Origin of the sequence: Streptomyces sp. ICN903 (genome assembly GCF_022015835.1) — a bacterium.
GTDB lineage: Bacteria > Actinomycetota > Actinomycetes > Streptomycetales > Streptomycetaceae > Streptomyces > Streptomyces fenghuangensis.
This window is the reverse complement of record NZ_JAKMAY010000005.1, coordinates 1-18,827: the sequence shown is the minus strand read 5'-3', so window position 1 is coordinate 18,827 and position 18,827 is coordinate 1. Positions and strand designations below refer to the sequence as shown.

The following is an 18,827-nucleotide window of genomic DNA, read 5'->3' as shown; positions in this document are numbered from 1 at the left end:
GCCTGCCAGCTTGCCGCCCGCCCCGGGCCCCGTTCCCCACTTTCGAGAGACGGAGGTATCCAGCATGACCGAACAGACCACGGCCCGCGTCAACGGGCACGCCCGGCCGAAGGTGTCCCTGCTGAAGTTCGACACCGACGCCGAGCTGGCCGCCCAGGCCGCCGAGCAGCCCCGGCCCGCCGACGCACCGGGGCCAGCGACGGTGGTGCGGGCCCCGGTGTGGGTGCGCTCGGGCCGGGCGGTGCGCACCGCGGCCACCCATGAGCGGACCCGCACCGCGGCCCGGCTGGCGGTCCGGCACAGCCTGTACGTGCTCGGCGGCACCCGGATCGTGGCCCGCCGCGCCTGGGACGGCCGCACCGCCGCCCGCTACGAGCGGATGATCCGGGCGGCGGAGGCCGCCGGGAAGTGGGAGGAGGCCAAGGAGTGGGAGGAGCGCGGCACCCGCTACCGGCAGCAGCGCCACCAGCGGCGCATGGAGCTGATCCGGGCCCCGCAGCAGCTGGCCAAGTCCGCCGCGGTCGGCACCGTCGCCGGCGCGGGCGGACTGCTCGCCCTGGGCGGCGCCCTGGCGGTGGCCACCGAAGACCCCACCTGGATTCTCGCCCCCACCCTGGCCGTGATCGAGGCCGTGCACTGGGCGGTCATCATCGGCTCGGTGGTGTGGGGCCCGCTGGTCATGCTCGGCCCGTGGCTGTGCCTGCTGGGCCTGTGGGACCTGGGCAGACGCCGGCAGACCGCCCCCGCGTGGGCGATGCCGCACGCGCAGCGCAGCAGTGAGGGCGAGCCCATCACCCCGTCCATCGTGGTCAAGGCCCTGCGCGACCTCGGTATCGCCCCGCTGCGCAAGGCCATCGCCGAGATGGGGGACGCGGGCGCGTCGATGCTCTCGCCCATCACCATCGCCGGATGCGGCGTCGAGGTCGACGTCACCCTGCCCTCGGGGGTGTCCACGGACGAGGTGCAAGGCCGGCGACGGAAGCTGGCGGAGAACCTCGGCCGCCACGAGCACGAGGTGTTCATCACCATCCCGCCCGCGGCCCGCACGGTGCGGCTGTGGATCGCCGACTCCGGCGCCCTGGACGAGCCGATCGGCCCGTCCCCGCTGGTGGTCGACGCCGACATGAGCGCCGACTACTACACCGGCAGCGCCCCGTGGGGCCAGGACCTGCGCGGGGACGCCGCCGCCGTCTCCCTGCTGCAGCGGCACCTGCTCATCACCGGCCTGTCCAACCAGGGCAAGACCGCCGCGCTGCGGGCGCTGGCGCTGTGGCTGGCGCTGGACGGCTCGGTGGAGTTCCGCATCGCCGACCTGAAAGGCGTGGGTGACTGGGCGATGTTCGAGGGCCTGGCCACGGTGCTCATCCAGGGCCCGACCGACGAGCACGTCATGGAGGCCACCCACATGCTGGAAGAGGCGGTGGGCGACATGGAGGACCGCAACGCGGCGCTGAAGGAGTCCGGCTCGGCGAACGGGGTCACCCGGGAGATGGCCCGCACCGACCCGCGGTTCCGCCCCCTGGTGCTCATCGTGGACGAGGCGCAGGTGGCGTTCATGTGCCCCATCAAGGGCGAGGACGGCCGCCCCTACGGCGGGAAGAAGGCCACCTCCCGGTACTTCATGGCCGCCCGCAAGCTGCACAACCAGGGCCGCGCCGTGAACGTCACGCTGTGGCAGGGCACCCAGGACCCCACCGACGAGAACCTGCCCAAGCTGGTCCGCGAGGGCGCCCACATCCGCGCCTCGCTGGTGCTGGGCACCGAGACGCAGGCGAAGATGGCGCTCGGTGAGACGGCCGTCGACGGCGGCGCCGCCCCGCACAAGCTGCGCCGCGGACAGGACAAGGGCACGGTGGTGGTGGCCGGCGACGGCATCCCGCTGCCCAAGGGGCAGACGTCCATCACGGTGCGCACCCACTACATCGACGGCGACCAGGCCGCCGCGATCGCCGAGCGGGCCAAGGCGAAGCGGGCCGGGGTGACCACCGCCAGCCACGTGGCCGGCGGGCCGTCCGTCGACCCGCTCGCGGACATCGCGGCCGTCCTCGGCGACGCCCCGCGGCTGCGCACCCAGGAGGTCCTGCAGCGGCTGGCCGAGCGGAACCCGGCCGAGTACCGCGGGTGGAAGTTCCGCGAGCTGCGGGAGGTGCTGGAGGCCGTCGACGCCGCCCCCCACAAGAGCGACGGGGTGATGGTCGTGGACCGCGCCAAGGTCGAAACCGCCCTCGGCCGGCGGGCCGAGAACGGCACCGAAGAGTGAGGGAGGACCGCCAGGGCAAGGGAGTTCTCCCTGACCGGCTCCCTCGCCCCTCTTCCCTGCCCTGACCTGCACAGACCCTCTGCCAGGGAGGCAGGGACGACAGGGAAACCCCCCTCCCGGGGCCGTCTGGGAGGGGGGTTTTCGTGTGTCCGGGGTCAGTGTCAGCCGCTGCGGCTACGTTGCCGGCAGCACACCTGGCGCGGCCCGCCCGGGCCGCCTCGGAGACCGGCGAGGAGCCTCCCGTGACGACTGCGCAGACCAACGACGATCCCTTGCCGCCGAGCCGGGGGCGGGTGTCCCGGCGATGGGTGTACCTGATCGGCTCGCCCGTCGTCCGCCCCGTGAAGATCGGCGTATCCGACGATCCCGAGGAGCGCCTCGCCGACCTGCAAACCGGGTCGCCCGTGCCGCTGGTGCTGCTGTGGCAGGTCCTCGGCGGGCAGCGCCTGGAATCCCTGCTGCACGACCGGTTCGCGGCCTGCCGCACGCACGGCGAGTGGTTCGACTTCGGCGACGCCGACCCCGTCCTGACCGTGGCGGAGGAGGCCGCCCGCCTCGGCTACGGGCCGCTGCCCGTGGTCCCGCTGCCCCGGCAGCCCATCATCCCCGCGCCGCGGCCCACCTGGCGGGTGAAGCCCGACACGGTACGGGGGCGGCTGCTGGCCGCACTCGCCGACGGCCCGGCGGCCCCGCGCGAGCTGGCGCAGATGCTCGGCGTTCACTGGCGGGCCGTCTATCGGCCCATCGAACGGCTCGTGGGGCAAGGGCACGCCGTATGGCTGCCCGACGGACGCGTGACCACAGCCGAACCGCAGAAGCGCCCACAGTCGGTCTCGCGGCCCGAGAGCAGGCCGGCAGCGGAAGCACCCCGCAGCAGCGACCCGACGGCCGCCACGCTGGTGCTCGCCGCGCTCGCTGAGGGGGAAGCAGCGGCCGCCGAACTGGTGCGCGCCACGGGCCGCTCACAGTCGCAGGTGTACGCCGCGCTGCGCGTCCTGGTCGAGCAGGGCCAGGTGCGCAAGCCGCGCCACGGGCTGTACGCGGCCGTGGCCGGTGAAGACGTCTAAGCCGGTGGGCGCAGCACCCGGTGCGGCTCCTCCCGCTCGATCCGGCGGAACTCCGCCCACGACAAGCCCGGCATGGACCACATCACCAGGCCCCGGGACGTCAGCCACTCATGCCGTGCCCGCTGCCACTTCCGGCGGGCTGCCACGATCGCCGCGACCGCGGCCGGCTCCTCGGCCGAGGGCACACCAGGCAGGCCCCAGTCGGCGAAGCGGAACTGCCACAGCCACGCGGGCGGAGTGTCATCGGCCCCGGCGGCCCGGTGCAGCCCGGCCCGCGCCGCCCGCCGCTGCGACACCATCACGCACCCCTCAGCGGCACCACAGGCGCCGGCGGGGCAGCCGAATCCGGCAGCGCCCAGCCCAGCGCCGCCATGCCCTGCGGCGTCAGACCCAGGCGATCCGACAGATGCCGGGCCTCCTGCGCCATCCACGCCGACGCCCGGCCCGCCAGGATGGCCGAGCAGTGGCAGACGAACATCGCCACCACCGGGATGAACGAGTCATCCCACTGGTTGGCCTGTGGGCCCGTCCACAGCTCCTCCCAGGTCTGCCGCTCGGCCTCGGACCACTCCCGCCCAGGCGGCAACGGCGGCACCGGCAGGTCACACGTCGGCGGCAGCAGCACCAGGCCGCCGCGGGTCTCCTTCGGCCGGTGGCGGCTGTACGGCTTCGCCGGATTCGGCCTCGGACCGGGCATCTAGATCACCTCGCTCCTTGATCGTTTGGTTGAGTCCATCCGCTTGAGCGGATCTTCCGAGCCCTCCCCGGCGGTCTGGCTCGGGGTGGATCATGGTTCATGCCCCACCCCTGGTGGCCTCCCGCGCAAACGGCTTCACCTGCGGCGCGCTCAATTCCTCTCCTCCCCGGTCCGCCTCGGTGCCCTCTTGGGAGTCGTGCCCCACCCCGGTCACTGCTCGGCGTACCAGCCGCCGCGCTGCTGCGGGTTGGCGGCTGTGGCCTTGCCGTGGCACGGGTGGCACAGGCCGCGGCCGTGCTTCGGGTCGTTCGGATCGAGTCCGAGTTCGACCAACTCGCGGCGCGACCGGGGCCAGTGGTCTGCCACGGTGGCAGGGGCGGCCCTGCATTCGACGCACACCGGGTCGCGGTCGAGGACTCCGCGGCGGAAGCGGTCGCGGTGCTGCGTGCCGTAGCCGCGGCGGTGCGCGCTGCCCCGAGTTCGCTCGGCCTTGCGCCTGCAGTCGGGGCAGCGGCCGACCTTGCCCGGCGGTACCAGCTCGGGGCAGCCGGGGGTGCTGCACGCCTTGTGTGCCCTGCTCGGCATGTGCTGTCTCCTGTCTGTGCGGGGTGTGGCTCCGGCCCGCACCCTCATGCCCAGGGGGTGCGGGCCGGTCGGCGCTGGCCGGGTCGGTGCGAGTGAACGAAGGAGAAGCCTCGCTCTCCGGCCATGGCTCCCGCTGTGTGGCCGGCCTGCGTACTCCACACGCGGGTGGCTTTGACGCCGGACCTGTTGCCCTACGCCGTGATGCGGCGGGGGAAGCTCTGCCCGATGTGGGTTTCGTCGGCGACGGCCTGGGCCTGTTCGTCGGGAGTGGGCAGCCACAGCTGCCCGCCGTGGTCGTGCATCCAGATGAGGAAGTCACGGGTGCTCAGGCCGTGCCAGGGGGCGCGGGCCATGGCCAGCCGCACCGGGTGCAGCGCGTGGTAGTTGCGCACGGCCCCGTACTTGTTCTGCGGGTCCTCGGTGCAGCGCACGCCCTTGCTCCACAGGGCGGAGCGGGCGGCGTGGATGCGGTCGTACCGCTCGGCGAGGACGTCGAGCTGCTCGGCGGCCTTGCGGACCTTCGGCGGCGCGGTGAGCAGGTGACGGGGGCGGATCTCCCCGTGTGCCCGCAGCACGGCCAGGGCGTCGCGGAACGCTTCCACGGTCTGGTCGTGGGCGGGCCGCAGATGCTCGGTGATGATGTCCTCGGCCATGGTGTGCAGGGCGCTGGAGACGCGCCGGGCGGCGATGTCCAGGCACTGCTGCAGCATGTCCAGGACGTCCTGGTGGACGCGCTCGGCGGCCCGGGCGGCTTCGATCTGCGCCGGGTCGGGCAGCGGCTTGCCGTGGTGTACGGCGTCGACGGTTTCCACGGCGACGCGTTGGATGACCTCCCACGGGTTCTCGGGTGGCTCGGGGTAGGGCTGGGCCTGCACCGCGGTGTAGGTGTCGCGCAGCTTGGTCAGCTCGTCGGGGAGGGTGTAGGCGCCGGCGGTGTGCCCGTCGAACAGCGGGGGGCAGGGGAGCTGGGCGGTCACTGCTGCTGCCCCTTCCTGTTCCAGCTGCCGCGGATGGCGTCGGCCAGGGCGCGGCGGGCGCGGACGGGGGAGGTGGCGCGGATGAGGCGGCTCATGCGCCGCCCGGGGGTCTCGGGGGTCTGCTGCTGGTCGGTCACGGGTGGCTCCTATGCGGCGCGCTGCTGGCGGGCCGCCTGGTAGTGGGCGACCGCTTCGCGGCTGACGCGCCACCGGCCGCCGATGTTCTCGGCGTCCAGGCGCCCGCTGGCGATGGCGAGACGGACGGCCCGGTCGGTGATGCCGAGGAGTCCGGCGGCCTCGGTGGTGCTCAGCCACGGTGAGCGTGGCCCGGCTTCCGGCTGCTCGGCCACGGGGCTTCCGGTGGCGGTAGCGCGCCAGTGGCGGCCAGCGTCGCGGATGGCGCACAGCACGGCGTCGAGTTCGGGGTCACGGCCTCGGACTTGGACGCGCACCCGGTCGAGCCGGGCGAGGAGGTCGAGCAGGGCGCAGACCCGGGCGGGCACGTGCACGCCCGGGCCGTGCGTGTAGGCCGAGGGGGGCTTCACGCCGCGTCGCCGCCGTCGTCCTGGCGCTGCCAGCGGCGCAGCTTGGCGGCGTGCCGGGCGGTCAGTCCGTACTCGCGTGCTTCGGCGAGCTCGGCGCGCTGCCGGCGGCGGCGCTCCTGCTTCGCCCGGGCCGCTTCTATCCGCTCGGCCACCGCGGCCGGGGTACGAGGGGCGCCCCAGGCCCGGTCGGTCATCCGCCCCCAGGCGCCGGGGGCGACGGTGCGCGGGTCGACGCCTTCGCTCGGGGTGCCGGTGGCGTACACGCCGTCGGGCTGCTCGCTGCGGTCGTGGTCGTTCACCCAGAACACGCGGCGGGTGAACATGCCGGGCTGGCCGTTGTTGGGGGCGGCGGGGGCGAGGACGGAGTATCCGACGCGGCGGCCGGCCCCGCGCCAGGGGACGGGTCGGCGGCGGCTGGTGGCGGCCTGGTCGACGTACTCGCGCACGTAGTCCAGGCGCTCGGTGTCCTCGGTCCAGACGATGCCGTCCTCGTGGCGGAGGTCCGCCGGATCTTTGATCACGGAGTGTGTCCCTTCTGGCGCGTGCGCCGAAAGTTCAGGCTCTCTGTCCGCCGGGGGTGCGTACCCCCACCGGGCAGGAAAGGGGAAAGCCGTCTGATCTGCGGTGACGCATGATCGCCAGGGGGTACGCACGGCTGCGTACCCCCCGGTCCCGCCCCGGCGGGGGTACGCACGGCTGCGTACCCCCGCGATACCGCCTCCGACCTGCACATACGCCCCAGCAGGCCGGGGGTACGCACTTGGGCCGGAGAGAGGGAGTGTTTTCCCCTGCGGCTGGGGCGTCACGTCACTCTCCGTCCTCGTCGTCGGCGGCGAAGACGGACGGAGCGAAGACGTACATGCGGACCTTGGGACCGTTGAGCTTCTTCGCCAGCAGGTAGGGCGGCCGGTAGGACGGGCTCTCCACCAGGGCGCCGCTCTCCCGCCAGCTGGGGATGACGGACTCCAGCTCGTATCCGGCCCGGCGCAGCGCCTCCTTCAGCCGCTCGGGCAGCAGCGCCATGGTGGTCTTCCCGTCGACCTGGAGTTCCCGGCCGATCCAGCCGCTGAACGGCTGCTCGTCGGCCGTGTGCGGACTCCACACCTCCCGCCGGTGGGAGGCGACGTACTCGCGCACGACGTCCAGCGCCATCTCGCCGCGGTTGTCGGTCTGGTCACTGGCCGCGAACAGCTGCGCCCACACGTCGTGCTGCGGCGGCGGGAAGGGCACGATGCCCCAGGAGTGGGCGAGTTCGGCGGCCAGCGCCAGGCAGGCCACCATCGGCGCCCGGCGGGCGCTCATGTCGCTTTCGTACCGGTGAGCCTCGGTCAGCTCCCGGTGCCGGGCCAGGAGCCGGGCCTTCCCGCCGTCGGCGAGCAGGGCGAGCAGCTTCTCGATGAACTGGGGGCCGGCCACGCCGTAGTTCTCGCTGCACCCGTCGCGCACCTCGATGGCGGCCGCGGCCGACTCGGCCCCGCCGGTGCCGAACGGCGCGGCCTTGAGCTGCAGCACGCGGGCGGCGGCGCCCTGGTCGGTGGTGAACGTCAGCACCGACTGCTCGCCGGTGGAGAGCACCACTGTCCGCCAGGGCAGGCCGGACGGCCAGCCGCCGCCGCGGGCCTGCCCGTGGTTCTTCGGGATCTGGTACAGCAGCGCGTGCACCATCTCCGGGTCGCGCACCAGCTTGGTCTCGTCGAACACCACCGGCAGGCCGTTGACGAGGTTGAGCCGCTTCTCGGCCGCGAGCATCGTGGTCCGCCACGAGTACATGCCGTCGGCCTTCTCGCTGGGATCGGCCCACACGCTCATGCCGCCCATGGCGGCCGTGGTCTTGCCCCGGGTCGACCGGCCGCTGATGTCGACGGTGAAGGAGTTCACCCCGACCGGCTCCAGCAGCGGCGCGGCCAGGCAGGCGTACAGCGCCATCTGCGCCACCGGGTAGGCGTCCATCGGCTTGATGGCCCGCTGCCAGCCCTCCAGCGTCCCGCAGGGCACGTGGGCGGCCAGCGCGGACTTCTGTTCCTCGTACTTCACCTCCACCCGGTTCGGGGTGTCCTGGGAGGTGACGAACGCGCCGTTCTTCTGCCAGCCCAGCTGCCGGGCCAGGTCGACACGGGGGATCGCCTCGTAGTTGGCCGACTCCACGGCGGCCAGCCACCGTTCGGCCTGCTTGGCGTCGGCCTCGATGACCGGCAGCCCGGCGTCGCCGAGGGTGGCGACCAGCAGCCGGCCGCGCCGGGCCACCGACCGGGGCACGGTGCGGGTGACCGGCCGCCCCCGGTCCATCCAGGCCAGCTCGATGTTCTGGTCTCCGGCCGGGTCGACGTAGACCGTGGCGACCAGCAGCGGCGCCCACGCCACCCGGGTCAGGATCTCGCCGTCTTTGGTCTCCCGGACGGCCCACACTCCCGAGTAGTCGACCCGGTACCCGGCCGGCACCCGGTAGGCCGGTCCGTCGGTGGAGCGGACGAGCGCCAGCAGCGCCGGCGGAAAGCCGGTGAGCCCGTTCTCGTCCAGGATCTTGCGGGCCGTCTCGTCGACGGACTCGCCGCGGTCATCGGTCACCGGGCGCCCCTTCGGTATGCGGAAGTGATGGTCTTGCGGGCCTCGGCCTCGGGAAGCCCGGCATGGGTGGCGGCGTCGGCGAGCGCGGACGCCACGGCGCGCGGCTCCAGCTGGCCGCTGCGGCAGTGCTCGAACGCCCGGCAGGCTGCCCAGTACAGGCGGTTGTTCCGGGCGCCCTGCGGGCTCTCCAGCACGACGCGCACCAGGGCGAGCAGCGGACCGCTGCCCCGGGCAGGAGCGCTGGCCGCGCCTCGGGGCGGCTGCTGCGCCGACGGCTGCAGCGCGGTCACCAGCCACGCCGGTGCGGAGGCGGGCGGCTGCTCGGGATCGGCCAGCTCGTACACGGTGCCGGTGGCGTGTACCGAGCCGGGGCCGATGACGTAGCCGCGGCTGCCGCGCACGTCGCCGTCGAACTTGCCGCGCAGCTGCCCCAGTCCGTTGCCGAGCTGCGCACCCGCCGGGGCCCAGTAGTAGTCGTGGGCGCCCTTGGCGGTGTGCACGCGCATGGTCGGGGTGTGCCGGTGGCCGAACGCACTGGCGGCGTTCTCAATGGCGCCGGGCCGGTCGGAGTCGACGACCAGGAGCCGCGCGCCGCCGGGGCCGGCGCAGGCCCCGACCGCGACGGCGACGTTGCGCAGCTGGCCGTCGAACCAGCGGTGCACCTGCCGCTCGTCGAGCGTGTGGACACGGGTGAACGGCACACACGGGTGCTTGCCCCGGTCGGTGCACGTCTCGGGGTCGTGGCCGCGGCCGATGCCGGTGCACTGGCCGGCGCCGGGATGGTCGGCGGGGAAGACTGAGAAGCCGTGACGGACAAGCCAGAGGGCGGAGTCGAGCGTGCTCATGGCGTCCACTCCTCACCCATGGCGGTGATGGCGGCGCACCAGCGGCGGGCGGCGGCCCGGCGCGACTGGCGGCTGGGCTGCTCGTCCAGGTGGGCGCGGATGCTGCCGAGGGTGATGTGCCACCGGGCTTTCTCGCGGTTGACCTCGGAGCGCGCTACAGTGCACGTGTCAGACCCGCCACCCAGCAGGTTTGCTTTCAAGGCCCCGGGGCGCCCACCCCGGGGCTTCTTGCTGTTCTGGCTCATGCCGCCTCACTTCCTCCGGACAGGACGGTGACGAGGTCTGCGGTTACAACCCGCTGACAACGCCCGAGGGGGAGGGTGCGCACGGGCGCCTCGCCGCGGCTGATGAGCGCGTGCAGGTGGGACTTGGAGATGCCGAGCGCGGTCGCGGCCTGGGCGACGCTGACAGTGGCCGGCCACTTCCTGACCTCCGCCAGGGTCGGCTGCTTGGTCTGGCGCTTCGTCGTCATGCGGCGGCGCCTCGCTCCTGGGCGGCGAGGCGCTCGGCCTCGTACCGCTCGACATCGGCCAGCCGGTACCGGACTCGTCCGCCCCGCCCGGGGCTGAGCTTGTAGTAGCGCGGCCCGGTCTTCTGCCACCGCCACCGCTGGAGCGTCCGGACGCTGACGCCCAGCCGCTCGGCGAGCTGCCCCTCAGTGAGATTCATCTGCGTCATCACACTTCCTGTCTACTTTTTAGAGACAAGTACTTGCGTCACCGAGCGAAAGTCGGTGATGATGCAGAGCGTAAGGCGAACAGCCCGATACGGCAAGATCCAGGCAATCGTCTGCGTTATGCAGACTGATAGCGTCAGGATCATGGCGACAGGACGGATTGAGTTGGGACCGACAGGGAAGATGGTGGCCGCGAACATCAAGCGGCTCAGAGAAGCGCAGGGGCTGAGTCTCCGAGCTCTCGCCAAGAGGGTGGAGGAGAGCGGTCGCAAGATCAGCGCGGACGCCCTGAACAAGATCGAGAATGGGCGACTGGTTGACGAGCCGGACTACCAGGAGAAGCCCCCGAACATCCGCCGTGTGGACGCCGACGACTTGGTCGTTCTGTCCGTCGCCCTCGGCGTGAACCCCTCCGCGCTGCTGCTGCCGGACACGACAGACGGCAGCGCTCACCTGACCGGCGGCGGAAGCGTGGACGCCGAGACGGCATGGGACTGGGCAGACGGAAAACGCCCACTGCGAGTCCCGGAAGGTGACGACGGAACAGCGCTTTTGGACTTCACTCGCTGGTCCCGCCCCCGCGGCCGGCGTCGTCGTTACAACCTGATGACTCCGGCGGGCCGCCAGGCGGCGCTTGAAGACCCGCACCGCGAGCACGACAGGAGCGGAGATGGGTGACCCCATCAAGAAGATCACGCTGCGGGACGGGACTGTGCGGTACCGGTTCGTGGTCGACGCGGGCCAGACCCCCGAGGGCAAGCGGAAGCAGCTCACCGTCACCAAGGGCACCAAGGCCGAGGCCGTTGCCGAGCGGGCCCGCATCTTGCACCAGCGCAGCGCGGGAACCCTGATCGTGCCCAGCAAGATGACGGTCAACGAACTGCTCGACATGTGGCTGAAGACAGCGACGCGCGACGTAGAGGAGGCGACCGCCTCCAACTACGAGAACGCCATCCGTCCCGCCCGTGCCCGCCTCGGGCACCAGCGCGTCCAGCAGCTCACTGAAGAGGACGTTGAGGAGTTCATCGACTGGATGGTGACCGAGGGCCGGCGCCGCGGCGGCAAGCCGGGCACCGGGCTCAGCGTCCGGTCGGTGCGGCTGACCCTCGGTCGCCTGCGGTCCGCCCTGAACCTGGCCGTCCGCCGCGGCATCGTGACCCGGAACGTCGCCGAGCACGTCACCGTCTCCCGGGAGGCGAAGCAGAAGGCCGAGGGCAACAGCCGCAAGGGCAAGCCGTGGAATCAGGATGAGGTGCGGCAGTTCCTCGAAGGCATCCACGGACACCGGCTGTTCGCTCCGATGCTGCTCGCCCTGATCGCCGAACGGCCGGCCGAGGTCTGCGGCGCTCGGTGGGCTGAGGACGTCGACCTGAACGGCGCGGGCACCATCGCCATCGGAAACACCCGAACCATCGTCTACGACCGGGCCCTGCCCGCAGGGCAGCGGAACAAGGTGGTGGAGAAGTCGACCAAGACCGAGGCGGGCAGGCGTGTTCTGCCGCTGCCCGCTCCGGTCCGGGCCGCGCTGGTGGTCTTCCGGGCGTTGCAGGAGAGAGAGAAGGCGGCGGCCGGCGACGGCTACGAGAACAGTGGCTACGTCCTGGTGGACGAGCTGGGGCGGCCGTTCAAGACGGACAAGCTACGGCGCGAGGCGTACAAGCTCATGGAGGCCGCCGGGGTCCGGCGGGTGCGGCTGTACGACGCGCGGCACGCCTGCCTGTCCTGGATGGCGAACAACGGCGTACCCGACACCGTGGTTTCCGCGTGGGCGGGGCACAGTGACCTGTCGTTCACCAAACGGGTCTACGTGCACCCCGACCCGCAGAGCCTCAGAGTCGGGTCGGAGAAGCTGAGCGAACTGCTCGGCTGAGCAAGATCCAAAACTGCATAGTGAGAAATCGTGAGACAACAGGCCCCGAGAACGATCAAAGGGCCCTGCCTCACCGAAGTGAAACAAGGCCCTGACCTGGGCACTAAGCCCGTGTTCCTCTGTCGGGACGACAGGATTTGAACCTGCGACCCCTTGACCCCCAGTCAAGTGCGCTACCAAGCTGCGCCACGTCCCGATGCTCTCCCGGTCCGGGATCTTGTCCCTCGCCGTTCGCGCACAGAAACCATACCGCATTCCGGGGAGTGCTCGCTCACCCCTCGGGGCCCGGGGCCGGAAGATCACTTCGCTCCCGGTCGGGCTCCGGGGAGGCGGCTTCGTCACCCACCGTGTGCGTCGGTGTGCCCAGTCGTCCGGGTGTGGCGGGCCGTACGGGCCCGTGCGGGTACGAGACCGGCGGGGGAGCCGGGGCCGGAAGGCCGTGGCAGGGGCCGGGACGGGTTTGCCGGGACGCAGGCGGGAAACGCGGTTGCCCTGGTCGTTGGTCCCGAGGACTGGAGTCGCACGTGAGCCGTTCCCGGATTGTGATCGTCGGAGCCGGGTTCGCCGGTTACCAGACCGCCAGGACGCTGTCGCGGAAGCTTCGCGGGGCGGCCGAGATCGTGCTGGTGAACCCGAACGACTACTTCCTGTACCTGCCGCTGCTGCCCGAGGTGTCGGCCGGGCTCCTGGAGGCCCGCCGGGTCTCGGTGTCGCTGGCCGGGACGCTGCCGAAGGTGCGGCTGGTGCTGGGAGAGGTGCACGGCGTGGACCTCGACGGGCGTTCGATCACCTACACCGACCCCGAGGGGGCCGAGAAGAGTCTGGGCTACGACCGGCTCGTCCTCACCGTCGGAAGCGTGAACAAGCTGCTGCCCATCCCCGGGGTGGCCGAGCACGCGGTCGGGTTCCGGGGCATGCCGGAGGCTCTGTACCTGCGCGACCACATCAGCCGGCAGGTCGCCCTCGCCGCCAACGCCGAGGATCCGGAGGAGTGCCGGGCGCGCACCACCTTCGTGGTCGTCGGCGCGGGCTATACCGGTACCGAGGTGGCCGCCCACGGCAAGATGTTCACCGACTCCCTGGCCCGCCAGCACGCCCGCAGTGCCACAGGGATGCGGGCCGACGCCCGGCCCCGCTGGATGCTGCTGGACATCGCGGACCGGGTGCTGCCGGGGCTGGACGAGAAGCTGGCGCAGACCGCCGACCGGGTGCTGCGCAAACGCGGGGTGGAGGTGCGCACCGGGACCTCGGTGAAGGAGGCCACCAAGGACGGCGTCCTCCTGGACACCGGGGAGTTCGTCCCCACCCGGTCGCTGATCTGGTGTGTCGGGGTGCGGCCCGACCCGCTGGTGGAGCAGCTCGGTCTGCCGACCGAGAAGGGGCGGCTGATCGTAGACGAGTACCTGAACGTCCCCGGCCGCCCCGAGGTGTTCGCCTGCGGCGACGCCGCGGCGGTGCCGGACCTGACCAACCCCGGCCAGTACACGGCGATGACCGCCCAGCACGCCCACCGGCAGGGCAAGACGGCCGCGAACAACGTCATGGCCTCCTACGGGGTCGGCACCCGCCGCCCGTACAAGCACAGCGACCTGGGCTTCGTCGTGGACCTGGGCGGGGTGCAGGCCGCGGCCAACCCCTTCGGCATCCCGCTGTCCGGCCCGGTCGCCAACCTCGTCACCCGCGGTTACCACCTCGCCGCGATGCCGGGCAACCGGATCCGGGTGGCCGCCGACTGGGCGCTGGACGCCGTACTGCGGCGGCAGGCCGTCCAGCTCGGCGTGCTGGACGCCTGGTCGGTGCCGCTGGACACCGCCTCGCCCGAGACGGCCCGGCTGCGCGGCTGACGGCCGCCCTCACGGCGCCTCCGCGTCCGTGTCGGTGTCCGTTTCCCCGTCCGCGCTCGAATCAGTGTCCGCGGGCCGCCGGGAGACCGGCGGCCCGTAGGGGCCGATCAGCTCGCGGTCCCACCACGCCCCGGTGGAGCGCAGCTCCCGCCAGGTGGTGAAGCGGTAGCGGTACAGCAGGGCCCGTACGTGGACGGGAGGGGCGCCGGGGAAGGGGTTGGAGCGCAGCAGCCGCAGGGTGTCGGGGTCGTTCTCCAGCAGCCTGTGCAGCAGCCGGGCGAACCAGGGGGCCGCGTAGGAGGGCGAGAGCGCGGCGAACCACATCAGCCAGTCCAGCCTCAGGTGGTACGGCGCGTACTGGCGCGGCAGCCGGCGCACGTCCCCCGGCTTGCCCCTGAAGCCGTACTCCCGCCAGCGTGTGGCATCGGTGATCCGCTCCTCGTCGGTGCCCTCGATCACCACCTCGTGCCGCACGCGCGTCACGCTGCCGAAGGCGCCGTAGGTGTTGACCAGGTGGAGCCGGTCGAAGGAGGCGTTCATCCGCTGGCGGCGCGAGAGCAGATTGCGCGCGGGCCGGTAGCTGAGCACCGCCACCAGAGCGGTCACGGCGATGACGGCGGCACCGAACCACAGGGGCGTGGGGCCGTGGGCGGGGGCGCCGGCGACCGCGGAGCCGTCGATGGCGGAGAAGGCCAGCAGGGCCGTCAGCCAGTTGAGCCAGGCGAAGTTGCCGGACGCCACCAGCCACAGCTGGGTGACGACCACGGCCAGTCCGGCGGCGCTCGCCACCGGCTGGGGGAGGAACAGCAGGAAGGGGACGACGAGCTGGGTGACGTGGTTGGCGGCCGCCTCCACCCGGTGCAGCGGGCGCGGCAGCCGGTGGAAGAACCAGCTCAGCGGGCCCGGCATCGGCTGGGTCTCGTGGTGGTAGTCCAGGCAGGTCAGCCTGCGCCAGCACAGGTCGCCGCGCCACTTGATCAGCCCCGCGCCGAACTCCACCCGGAACAGCAGCCAGCGCAGCAGGACGAGGGTGAGCAGTGGCGGGGCGACGTCGGCGTTGCCGAGGAAGACGGCCAGGAAGCCGGCCTCCAGCAGCAGCGACTCCCAGCCGAACGCGTACCAGGTCTGGCCGACGTTCACGATCGACAGGTACAGCACCCACAGCAGCGCCCACATCGCCATGGACACCGCCAGCGGCACCCGGTCGGCCGCGCCCAGCAGCACCGCCGCCGACAGCGCCGCGCCCAGCCAGGCCGCGGAGGCGAAGAGCCGGTCGGAGTAGCGCAGGTGGAACAGGCTGGGGGAGTCGCGGAAGGACACCCGGCGCAGGAAGTCCGGCACCGGCGTCAGACCGCGCTCGCCGAGCAGCGCCCGGAACTGCAGCGCCGCCGAGACGAAGGCGACGAGGTAGACGGCGGCCAGGCCCCGCTGGAGGACCAGGCGGCTCAGCCAGTAGTCGGGTGCCGCGAACCATTCCCACTCCATGGCGGCCACGTGTACCACCGGGGCCCGCCGTCATGCGGCGGGCCCCGGTGGCAGGACACGCGGTCGCGTGAGTGGGCGTACGGCCGGGCGTACGGCCGTACGGGTCCGCTCAGCGCTCCAGTACCAGGGCCTGCCCCTGGCCGACGCCGATGCACAGGGCGGCGAGGCCGGTGCGGGCGCCGGTGGCGGCCAGGTGGTGGGCGACGGCACCGGCCAGGCGGGCACCGGAGGCGCCCAGCGGGTGGCCGAGGGCGATGGCGCCGCCGTGGGGGTTGACGACGGCGGGGTCGAGGTCGGGCCATTCGGCCAGGCAGCCCAGGACCTGGGCGGCGAAAGCCTCGTTGAGTTCGACGACGTCCAGGTCGCGGAAGGCGCGGCCGGCCCTGTCCAGCGCGCGGGTCACGGCCTGGACGGGGCCGAGGCCGAAGAGGTTGGGTTCGACGGCGGTGGTGGCGGAGGCGCCGATGCGGGCCAGGGGGGTGCGGCCGGTGGCCTTCAGGCCGGCCTCGTCGGTGAGCAGGAGTGCGGCGGCGCCGTCGTTGAGGGGAGAGGAGTTGCCGGCGGTGACGGTGCCGCCGTCGGCGCGGAAGGCGGGCTTGAGCTTGGCCAGCGCGTCCATCGAGGTGGTCTCGCGGATGGACTCGTCACGGGCCAGGTCGGTGCCGGGAACGGGTACGGTCTGGGCGTCGTGGGCGCCGTCCGCCCATGCGGCGGCGGCCTTGCGGTGGCTGGCCAGCGCGTAGGCGTCCTGGGCCTCGCGGGTGACGGCGTGCTTGTCGGCGACCTGCTCGGCGCCCTCGCCCAGGGAGACGGTCCATTCGGGGGGCATGGCGGGGTTGGTCATGCGCCAGCCCAGGGTGGTGGAGTACATCTGCTGGTGACCGGCCGGGAAGCCGCGTTCGGGCTTGGGCAGCACCCAGGGGGCCCGGGACATGGACTCCACACCGCCGGCGATGGCGACGGAGGCGTCGCCGCAGGCGATGGCGCGGGCCGCGTGGAGGACGGCCTCCAGACCGGAGGCGCACAGCCGGTTGACGGTCACACCGGGGACGGTGACCGGGAGGCCGGCCAGGAGGGCGGCCATACGGGCGACGTTGCGGTTCTCCTCGCCGGCGCCGTTGGCGTTGCCGAAGACGACGTCGTCGATCCGGGCGGGGTCGAGGTCGGGGGTGCGGTCGACCAGGGCGCGGATGACATGGGCGGCCAGGTCGTCGGGGCGTACCCCGGCCAGTGCCCCGCCGTACCGGCCGATCGGGGTGCGCACCGCATCGACGACATACACATCACGCAGGAGATCGTTGGCCATGGCAGGGATCCTGGCAGGACCGCACCCGGATGGCCAGAAGCGGCGGGCGGGCATGGTCGATCACACACCCGTTGCTCCGTACGGGTGGGCATGGGCACCGCCTCTCCCTCGGATCGCTGACGCGCCCGGCCGGTGACGGGCGCCGCGCCGGAAGCGGTCCTAGCGTGCCCTCATGCGCGTACTGGTCACCGGAGGAGCCGGCTTCATCGGCTCGCATGTCGTCGAGGCCCTGCGGGACGCCGGCCATGAGCCCGTGGTGCTCGACACCGCTGCCGACACCACCTGCGACGCCAAGGCCGGCGGGAGCGGGGTGAGGGCGGACGTCCGCGACGCCGAGGCGGTGGCGCGGGCCCTGCGCGGGGTGGACGCGGTCTGCCACCAGGCCGCGATGGTCGGCCTGGGCAGGGACTTCGCGGACGCCCCCGCGTACGTGGGCGCCAACGACCTGGGCACCGCCGTACTGCTGGCGGAGATGGCCCGGGCCGGGGTGGGGCGCCTGGTGCTGGCCGGGTCGATGGTGGTGTACGGGGAGGGGCGGTACCTCTGCCCCCGCCACGGGGAGGTGCGGCCCGGGCCCCGCCCGCCGCGCGACCTGGAGGCGGGCCGCTTCGAGCCGCCCTGCCCGGAGTGCGGTGCCGCCCTGGAACCCGGCCTGGTCGGGGAGGACGCCCCCGCCGACCCGCGCAACGTCTACGCCGCCACCAAACTGGCGCAGGAGCACCTGGCGGCGGTGTGGGCCCGTGCCACCGGCGGACGGGCCGTCAGTCTGCGCTACCACAACGTCTACGGCTACGGGATGCCCCGCGACACCCCCTACGCGGGGGTCGCCTCCTTCTTCCGCTCCGCGCTCGAGCGCGGCGAGCCGCCCAGGGTGTACGAGGACGGTGCGCAGCGCCGGGACTTCGTCCACGTCGGCGATGTCGCGGCGGCCAACGTCGCGGCCCTGGAGGCGCTCGGCGAGCGGCCCGGGGGGTCGCTGCGCGCGTACAACACCGGCAGCGGCGAACCGCACACCGTCGGCGAGGCCGCCCGGGCGCTGGCGGCGGCCTTCGGCGGGCCCGAGCCGGTGGTGACGGGGGAGTACCGGCTGGGGGACGTACGGCACATCACCGCGTCCTCGGAGCGGCTGCGCCGGGAGCTGGGCTGGAAGCCGGAGGTGGGTTTCGCCGAGGGGATGGCGCGTTTCGCCAAGGAGCCGCTGCGGGGGCCTTCGGGAGGACCGCCGGAGCGGGTGACGGCGCAGGTGCCGGGGGCGGCCGCGGTCGGCACGGTGACCCCCTGAGGCGGTGGCCCCTTGAGCCGGTGACCGCCGGGCCGTCGGCGGGCGCGCGGTGCTGCGGTGGTCGGCGGCCGCGTTTCGCCGTGCCCGATGACCGAAATGACCGTATTGCTCTCGTAAGGTGAGGCGGATGACCCACCCCACAGCCCTTCGCGGGGAGATCGTGCTGCCCTGTCTGAACGAGGCCCGGGCACTGCCCTGGGTGCTGCCCCGGATTCCCGACGGCTGGCGGGCCGTCGTCGTCGACAACGGCTCGACGGACGGCTCGGCCGATGTCGCCCGCGAGCTCGGGGCGCGTGTGGTGCACGAGCCGCGCCGCGGCTTCGGCGCCGCCTGCCACACCGGACTGCTCGCCGCCGAGGCCGAGATCGTCGCCTTCTGCGACTGCGACGCCTCACTCGACCCCGGCGCGGCCGAACGGATCGCCGCACCCGTGCGCAAGGGCGAGGCCGACCTCGTCCTGGCTCGCCGCAGACCCGTCGGACGCGGCGCCTGGCCGCTGCACGCCCGGGCCGGGAACCTGGCGCTGGCCCGGATGGTGCGCCGGCGCACGGGACTGCGGCTCCGCGATCTGGGCCCGCTGCGGGCGGCCCGGCGCCTCGCCCTGCTGGAGCTGGGCCTGACCGACCGGCGCAGCGGCTACCCCCTGCAGATGGTGGTGCGCGCGGCCGACGCCGGATGGCGGGTGCGGGAGGCGGAGGTCCCCTACCGGCCGCGCACGGGCCGCTCGAAGGTCACCGGCACCTGGCGCGGCACCTGGCAGGCCGTCCACGACATGCGGAAGGTGCTGCGGTGAGCCCGGCGCCCCCCACGCCGCCCGTGCCCC

21 protein-coding genes and 1 tRNA gene are annotated in these 18,827 nt (G+C 73.1%); 7 read left to right on the top strand and 15 right to left on the bottom strand.

The window, feature by feature from the left end; genetic code table 11:
- Positions 1 to 64 precede the first annotated feature (64 nt).
- A complete protein-coding gene (locus L7D48_RS01140) occupies positions 65 to 2,260 on the top strand; it encodes an FtsK/SpoIIIE domain-containing protein (RefSeq protein WP_237876160.1) in 2,196 nt (731 codons plus the stop codon).
- Positions 2,261 to 2,502: 242 nt separating this feature from the next.
- The gene (locus L7D48_RS01135) at positions 2,503 to 3,327 is read left to right on the top strand and encodes a GIY-YIG nuclease family protein (protein WP_237876158.1); all 825 of its coding nucleotides are present in this window, start codon (positions 2,503 to 2,505) and stop codon (positions 3,325 to 3,327) included.
- Here the strand turns inward: L7D48_RS01135 and L7D48_RS01130 are convergent.
- From L7D48_RS01130 to L7D48_RS01075, 12 genes are all read right to left on the bottom strand, one after another.
- On the bottom strand, positions 3,324 to 3,626 hold the full coding sequence (locus L7D48_RS01130; protein ID WP_237876156.1) for a hypothetical protein: 303 nt from the start codon (positions 3,624 to 3,626) through the stop codon (positions 3,324 to 3,326). The two genes, L7D48_RS01135 and L7D48_RS01130, sit on opposite strands and share 4 nt — an antisense overlap.
- Complete coding sequence (locus L7D48_RS29260) at positions 3,626 to 4,024, bottom strand: hypothetical protein (RefSeq protein ID WP_305853118.1); 399 nt, start codon at positions 4,022 to 4,024, stop codon at positions 3,626 to 3,628. The genes L7D48_RS01130 and L7D48_RS29260 overlap by 1 nt, the downstream gene beginning before the upstream one ends.
- Positions 4,025 to 4,234: 210 nt before the next feature.
- Positions 4,235 to 4,609, bottom strand: a complete 375-nt coding sequence (locus tag L7D48_RS01120) for a holin (RefSeq protein WP_237876154.1) — start codon at positions 4,607 to 4,609, stop codon at positions 4,235 to 4,237.
- 191 nt (positions 4,610 to 4,800) lie between these two features.
- Positions 4,801 to 5,586 carry a hypothetical protein gene (locus L7D48_RS01115; protein WP_237876153.1) on the bottom strand — a complete coding sequence of 262 codons (786 nt, stop codon included), beginning with the start codon at positions 5,584 to 5,586 and terminating at the stop codon, positions 4,801 to 4,803.
- The gene (locus L7D48_RS01110) at positions 5,583 to 5,723 is read right to left on the bottom strand and encodes a hypothetical protein (protein WP_237876151.1); all 141 of its coding nucleotides are present in this window, start codon (positions 5,721 to 5,723) and stop codon (positions 5,583 to 5,585) included. Before L7D48_RS01110 ends, L7D48_RS01115 begins: the two co-directional genes overlap by 4 nt.
- 9 nt (positions 5,724 to 5,732) lie before the next feature.
- Positions 5,733 to 6,131, bottom strand: a complete 399-nt coding sequence (locus L7D48_RS29340; protein ID WP_237876149.1) for a helix-turn-helix domain-containing protein — start codon at positions 6,129 to 6,131, stop codon at positions 5,733 to 5,735.
- The gene (locus tag L7D48_RS01100; protein WP_237876148.1) at positions 6,128 to 6,652 is read right to left on the bottom strand and encodes a DUF6009 family protein; all 525 of its coding nucleotides are present in this window, start codon (positions 6,650 to 6,652) and stop codon (positions 6,128 to 6,130) included. Before L7D48_RS01100 ends, L7D48_RS29340 begins: the two co-directional genes overlap by 4 nt.
- Positions 6,653 to 6,938: 286 nt before the next feature.
- A complete protein-coding gene (locus L7D48_RS01095; protein WP_237876146.1) occupies positions 6,939 to 8,696 on the bottom strand; it encodes a DUF927 domain-containing protein in 1,758 nt (585 codons plus the stop codon).
- Positions 8,693 to 9,541, bottom strand: a complete 849-nt coding sequence (locus tag L7D48_RS01090; RefSeq protein ID WP_237876144.1) for a bifunctional DNA primase/polymerase — start codon at positions 9,539 to 9,541, stop codon at positions 8,693 to 8,695. Before L7D48_RS01090 ends, L7D48_RS01095 begins: the two co-directional genes overlap by 4 nt.
- Complete coding sequence (locus L7D48_RS01085) at positions 9,538 to 9,786, bottom strand: hypothetical protein (RefSeq protein ID WP_237876141.1); 249 nt, start codon at positions 9,784 to 9,786, stop codon at positions 9,538 to 9,540. Before L7D48_RS01085 ends, L7D48_RS01090 begins: the two co-directional genes overlap by 4 nt.
- Positions 9,783 to 10,013, bottom strand: a complete 231-nt coding sequence (locus L7D48_RS01080) for a helix-turn-helix domain-containing protein (RefSeq protein WP_237876139.1) — start codon at positions 10,011 to 10,013, stop codon at positions 9,783 to 9,785. The genes L7D48_RS01085 and L7D48_RS01080 overlap by 4 nt, the downstream gene beginning before the upstream one ends.
- On the bottom strand, positions 10,010 to 10,219 hold the full coding sequence (locus L7D48_RS01075) for an AlpA family transcriptional regulator (RefSeq protein ID WP_237876137.1): 210 nt from the start codon (positions 10,217 to 10,219) through the stop codon (positions 10,010 to 10,012). The genes L7D48_RS01080 and L7D48_RS01075 overlap by 4 nt, the downstream gene beginning before the upstream one ends.
- 142 nt (positions 10,220 to 10,361) lie before the next feature.
- Here L7D48_RS01075 and L7D48_RS01070 point away from each other — a divergent pair, with 142 nt between their 5' ends.
- Complete coding sequence (locus L7D48_RS01070; RefSeq protein WP_237876136.1) at positions 10,362 to 10,895, top strand: helix-turn-helix domain-containing protein; 534 nt, start codon at positions 10,362 to 10,364, stop codon at positions 10,893 to 10,895.
- Positions 10,888 to 12,087, top strand: coding sequence for a tyrosine recombinase XerC (xerC, locus tag L7D48_RS01065; protein WP_237876134.1), 1,200 nt, complete (start codon positions 10,888 to 10,890; stop codon positions 12,085 to 12,087). Before L7D48_RS01070 ends, xerC begins: the two co-directional genes overlap by 8 nt.
- Before the next feature lie 122 nt (positions 12,088 to 12,209).
- Here the strand turns inward: xerC and L7D48_RS01060 are convergent.
- Positions 12,210 to 12,283: transfer RNA gene (locus L7D48_RS01060), tRNA-Pro, on the bottom strand.
- A gap of 328 nt (positions 12,284 to 12,611) precedes the next feature.
- Between L7D48_RS01060 and L7D48_RS01055 the strand changes: the two genes are divergently transcribed.
- Positions 12,612 to 13,931, top strand: a complete 1,320-nt coding sequence (locus L7D48_RS01055) for an NAD(P)/FAD-dependent oxidoreductase (RefSeq protein ID WP_237876132.1) — start codon at positions 12,612 to 12,614, stop codon at positions 13,929 to 13,931.
- A gap of 9 nt (positions 13,932 to 13,940) precedes the next feature.
- On the opposite strand, the gene L7D48_RS01050 is transcribed toward L7D48_RS01055, so the two are convergent.
- Together L7D48_RS01050 and L7D48_RS01045 are read right to left on the bottom strand one after the other, a co-directional pair.
- Positions 13,941 to 15,416 (bottom strand): lipase maturation factor family protein, encoded by a 1,476-nt coding sequence (locus tag L7D48_RS01050; protein ID WP_237876130.1) that lies wholly within the window; start codon positions 15,414 to 15,416, stop codon positions 13,941 to 13,943.
- Between the two features lie 109 nt (positions 15,417 to 15,525).
- A complete protein-coding gene (locus L7D48_RS01045) occupies positions 15,526 to 16,722 on the bottom strand; it encodes a thiolase family protein (protein ID WP_237876127.1) in 1,197 nt (398 codons plus the stop codon).
- A 172-nt stretch (positions 16,723 to 16,894) separates the two neighbouring features.
- Between L7D48_RS01045 and L7D48_RS01040 the strand changes: the two genes are divergently transcribed.
- Positions 16,895 to 18,004: an NAD-dependent epimerase/dehydratase family protein gene (locus L7D48_RS01040; protein WP_237876125.1), complete on the top strand. Its 1,110-nt coding sequence runs from the start codon at positions 16,895 to 16,897 to the stop codon at positions 18,002 to 18,004.
- Between the two features lie 127 nt (positions 18,005 to 18,131).
- Positions 18,132 to 18,797, top strand: a complete 666-nt coding sequence (locus L7D48_RS01035; protein WP_237876123.1) for a glycosyltransferase family 2 protein — start codon at positions 18,132 to 18,134, stop codon at positions 18,795 to 18,797.
- Positions 18,798 to 18,827: the final 30 nt, after the last annotated feature.

Bases quoted from the DNA above. Each gene is read 5' to 3' on its own strand.
- L7D48_RS01075 (WP_237876137.1), bottom strand. From the start codon at position 10,219: ATGACGCAGATGAATCTCACTGAGGGGCAGCTCGCCGAGCGGCTGGGC.
- xerC (WP_237876134.1), top strand. From the start codon at position 10,888: ATGGGTGACCCCATCAAGAAGATCACGCTGCGGGACGGGACTGTGCGG.
- L7D48_RS01035 (WP_237876123.1), top strand. From the start codon at position 18,132: ATGACCCACCCCACAGCCCTTCGCGGGGAGATCGTGCTGCCCTGTCTG.
- L7D48_RS01090 (WP_237876144.1), bottom strand. From the start codon at position 9,541: ATGAGCACGCTCGACTCCGCCCTCTGGCTTGTCCGTCACGGCTTCTCA.
- L7D48_RS01040 (WP_237876125.1), top strand. From the start codon at position 16,895: ATGCGCGTACTGGTCACCGGAGGAGCCGGCTTCATCGGCTCGCATGTC.
- L7D48_RS01085 (WP_237876141.1), bottom strand. From the start codon at position 9,786: ATGAGCCAGAACAGCAAGAAGCCCCGGGGTGGGCGCCCCGGGGCCTTG.
- L7D48_RS01130 (WP_237876156.1), bottom strand. From the start codon at position 3,626: ATGGTGTCGCAGCGGCGGGCGGCGCGGGCCGGGCTGCACCGGGCCGCC.
- L7D48_RS01140 (WP_237876160.1), top strand. From the start codon at position 65: ATGACCGAACAGACCACGGCCCGCGTCAACGGGCACGCCCGGCCGAAG.
- L7D48_RS01070 (WP_237876136.1), top strand. From the start codon at position 10,362: ATGGCGACAGGACGGATTGAGTTGGGACCGACAGGGAAGATGGTGGCC.
- L7D48_RS01120 (WP_237876154.1), bottom strand. From the start codon at position 4,609: ATGCCGAGCAGGGCACACAAGGCGTGCAGCACCCCCGGCTGCCCCGAG.
- L7D48_RS01050 (WP_237876130.1), bottom strand. From the start codon at position 15,416: ATGGAGTGGGAATGGTTCGCGGCACCCGACTACTGGCTGAGCCGCCTG.
- L7D48_RS29260 (WP_305853118.1), bottom strand. From the start codon at position 4,024: ATGCCCGGTCCGAGGCCGAATCCGGCGAAGCCGTACAGCCGCCACCGG.
- L7D48_RS01045 (WP_237876127.1), bottom strand. From the start codon at position 16,722: ATGGCCAACGATCTCCTGCGTGATGTGTATGTCGTCGATGCGGTGCGC.
- L7D48_RS01080 (WP_237876139.1), bottom strand. From the start codon at position 10,013: ATGACGACGAAGCGCCAGACCAAGCAGCCGACCCTGGCGGAGGTCAGG.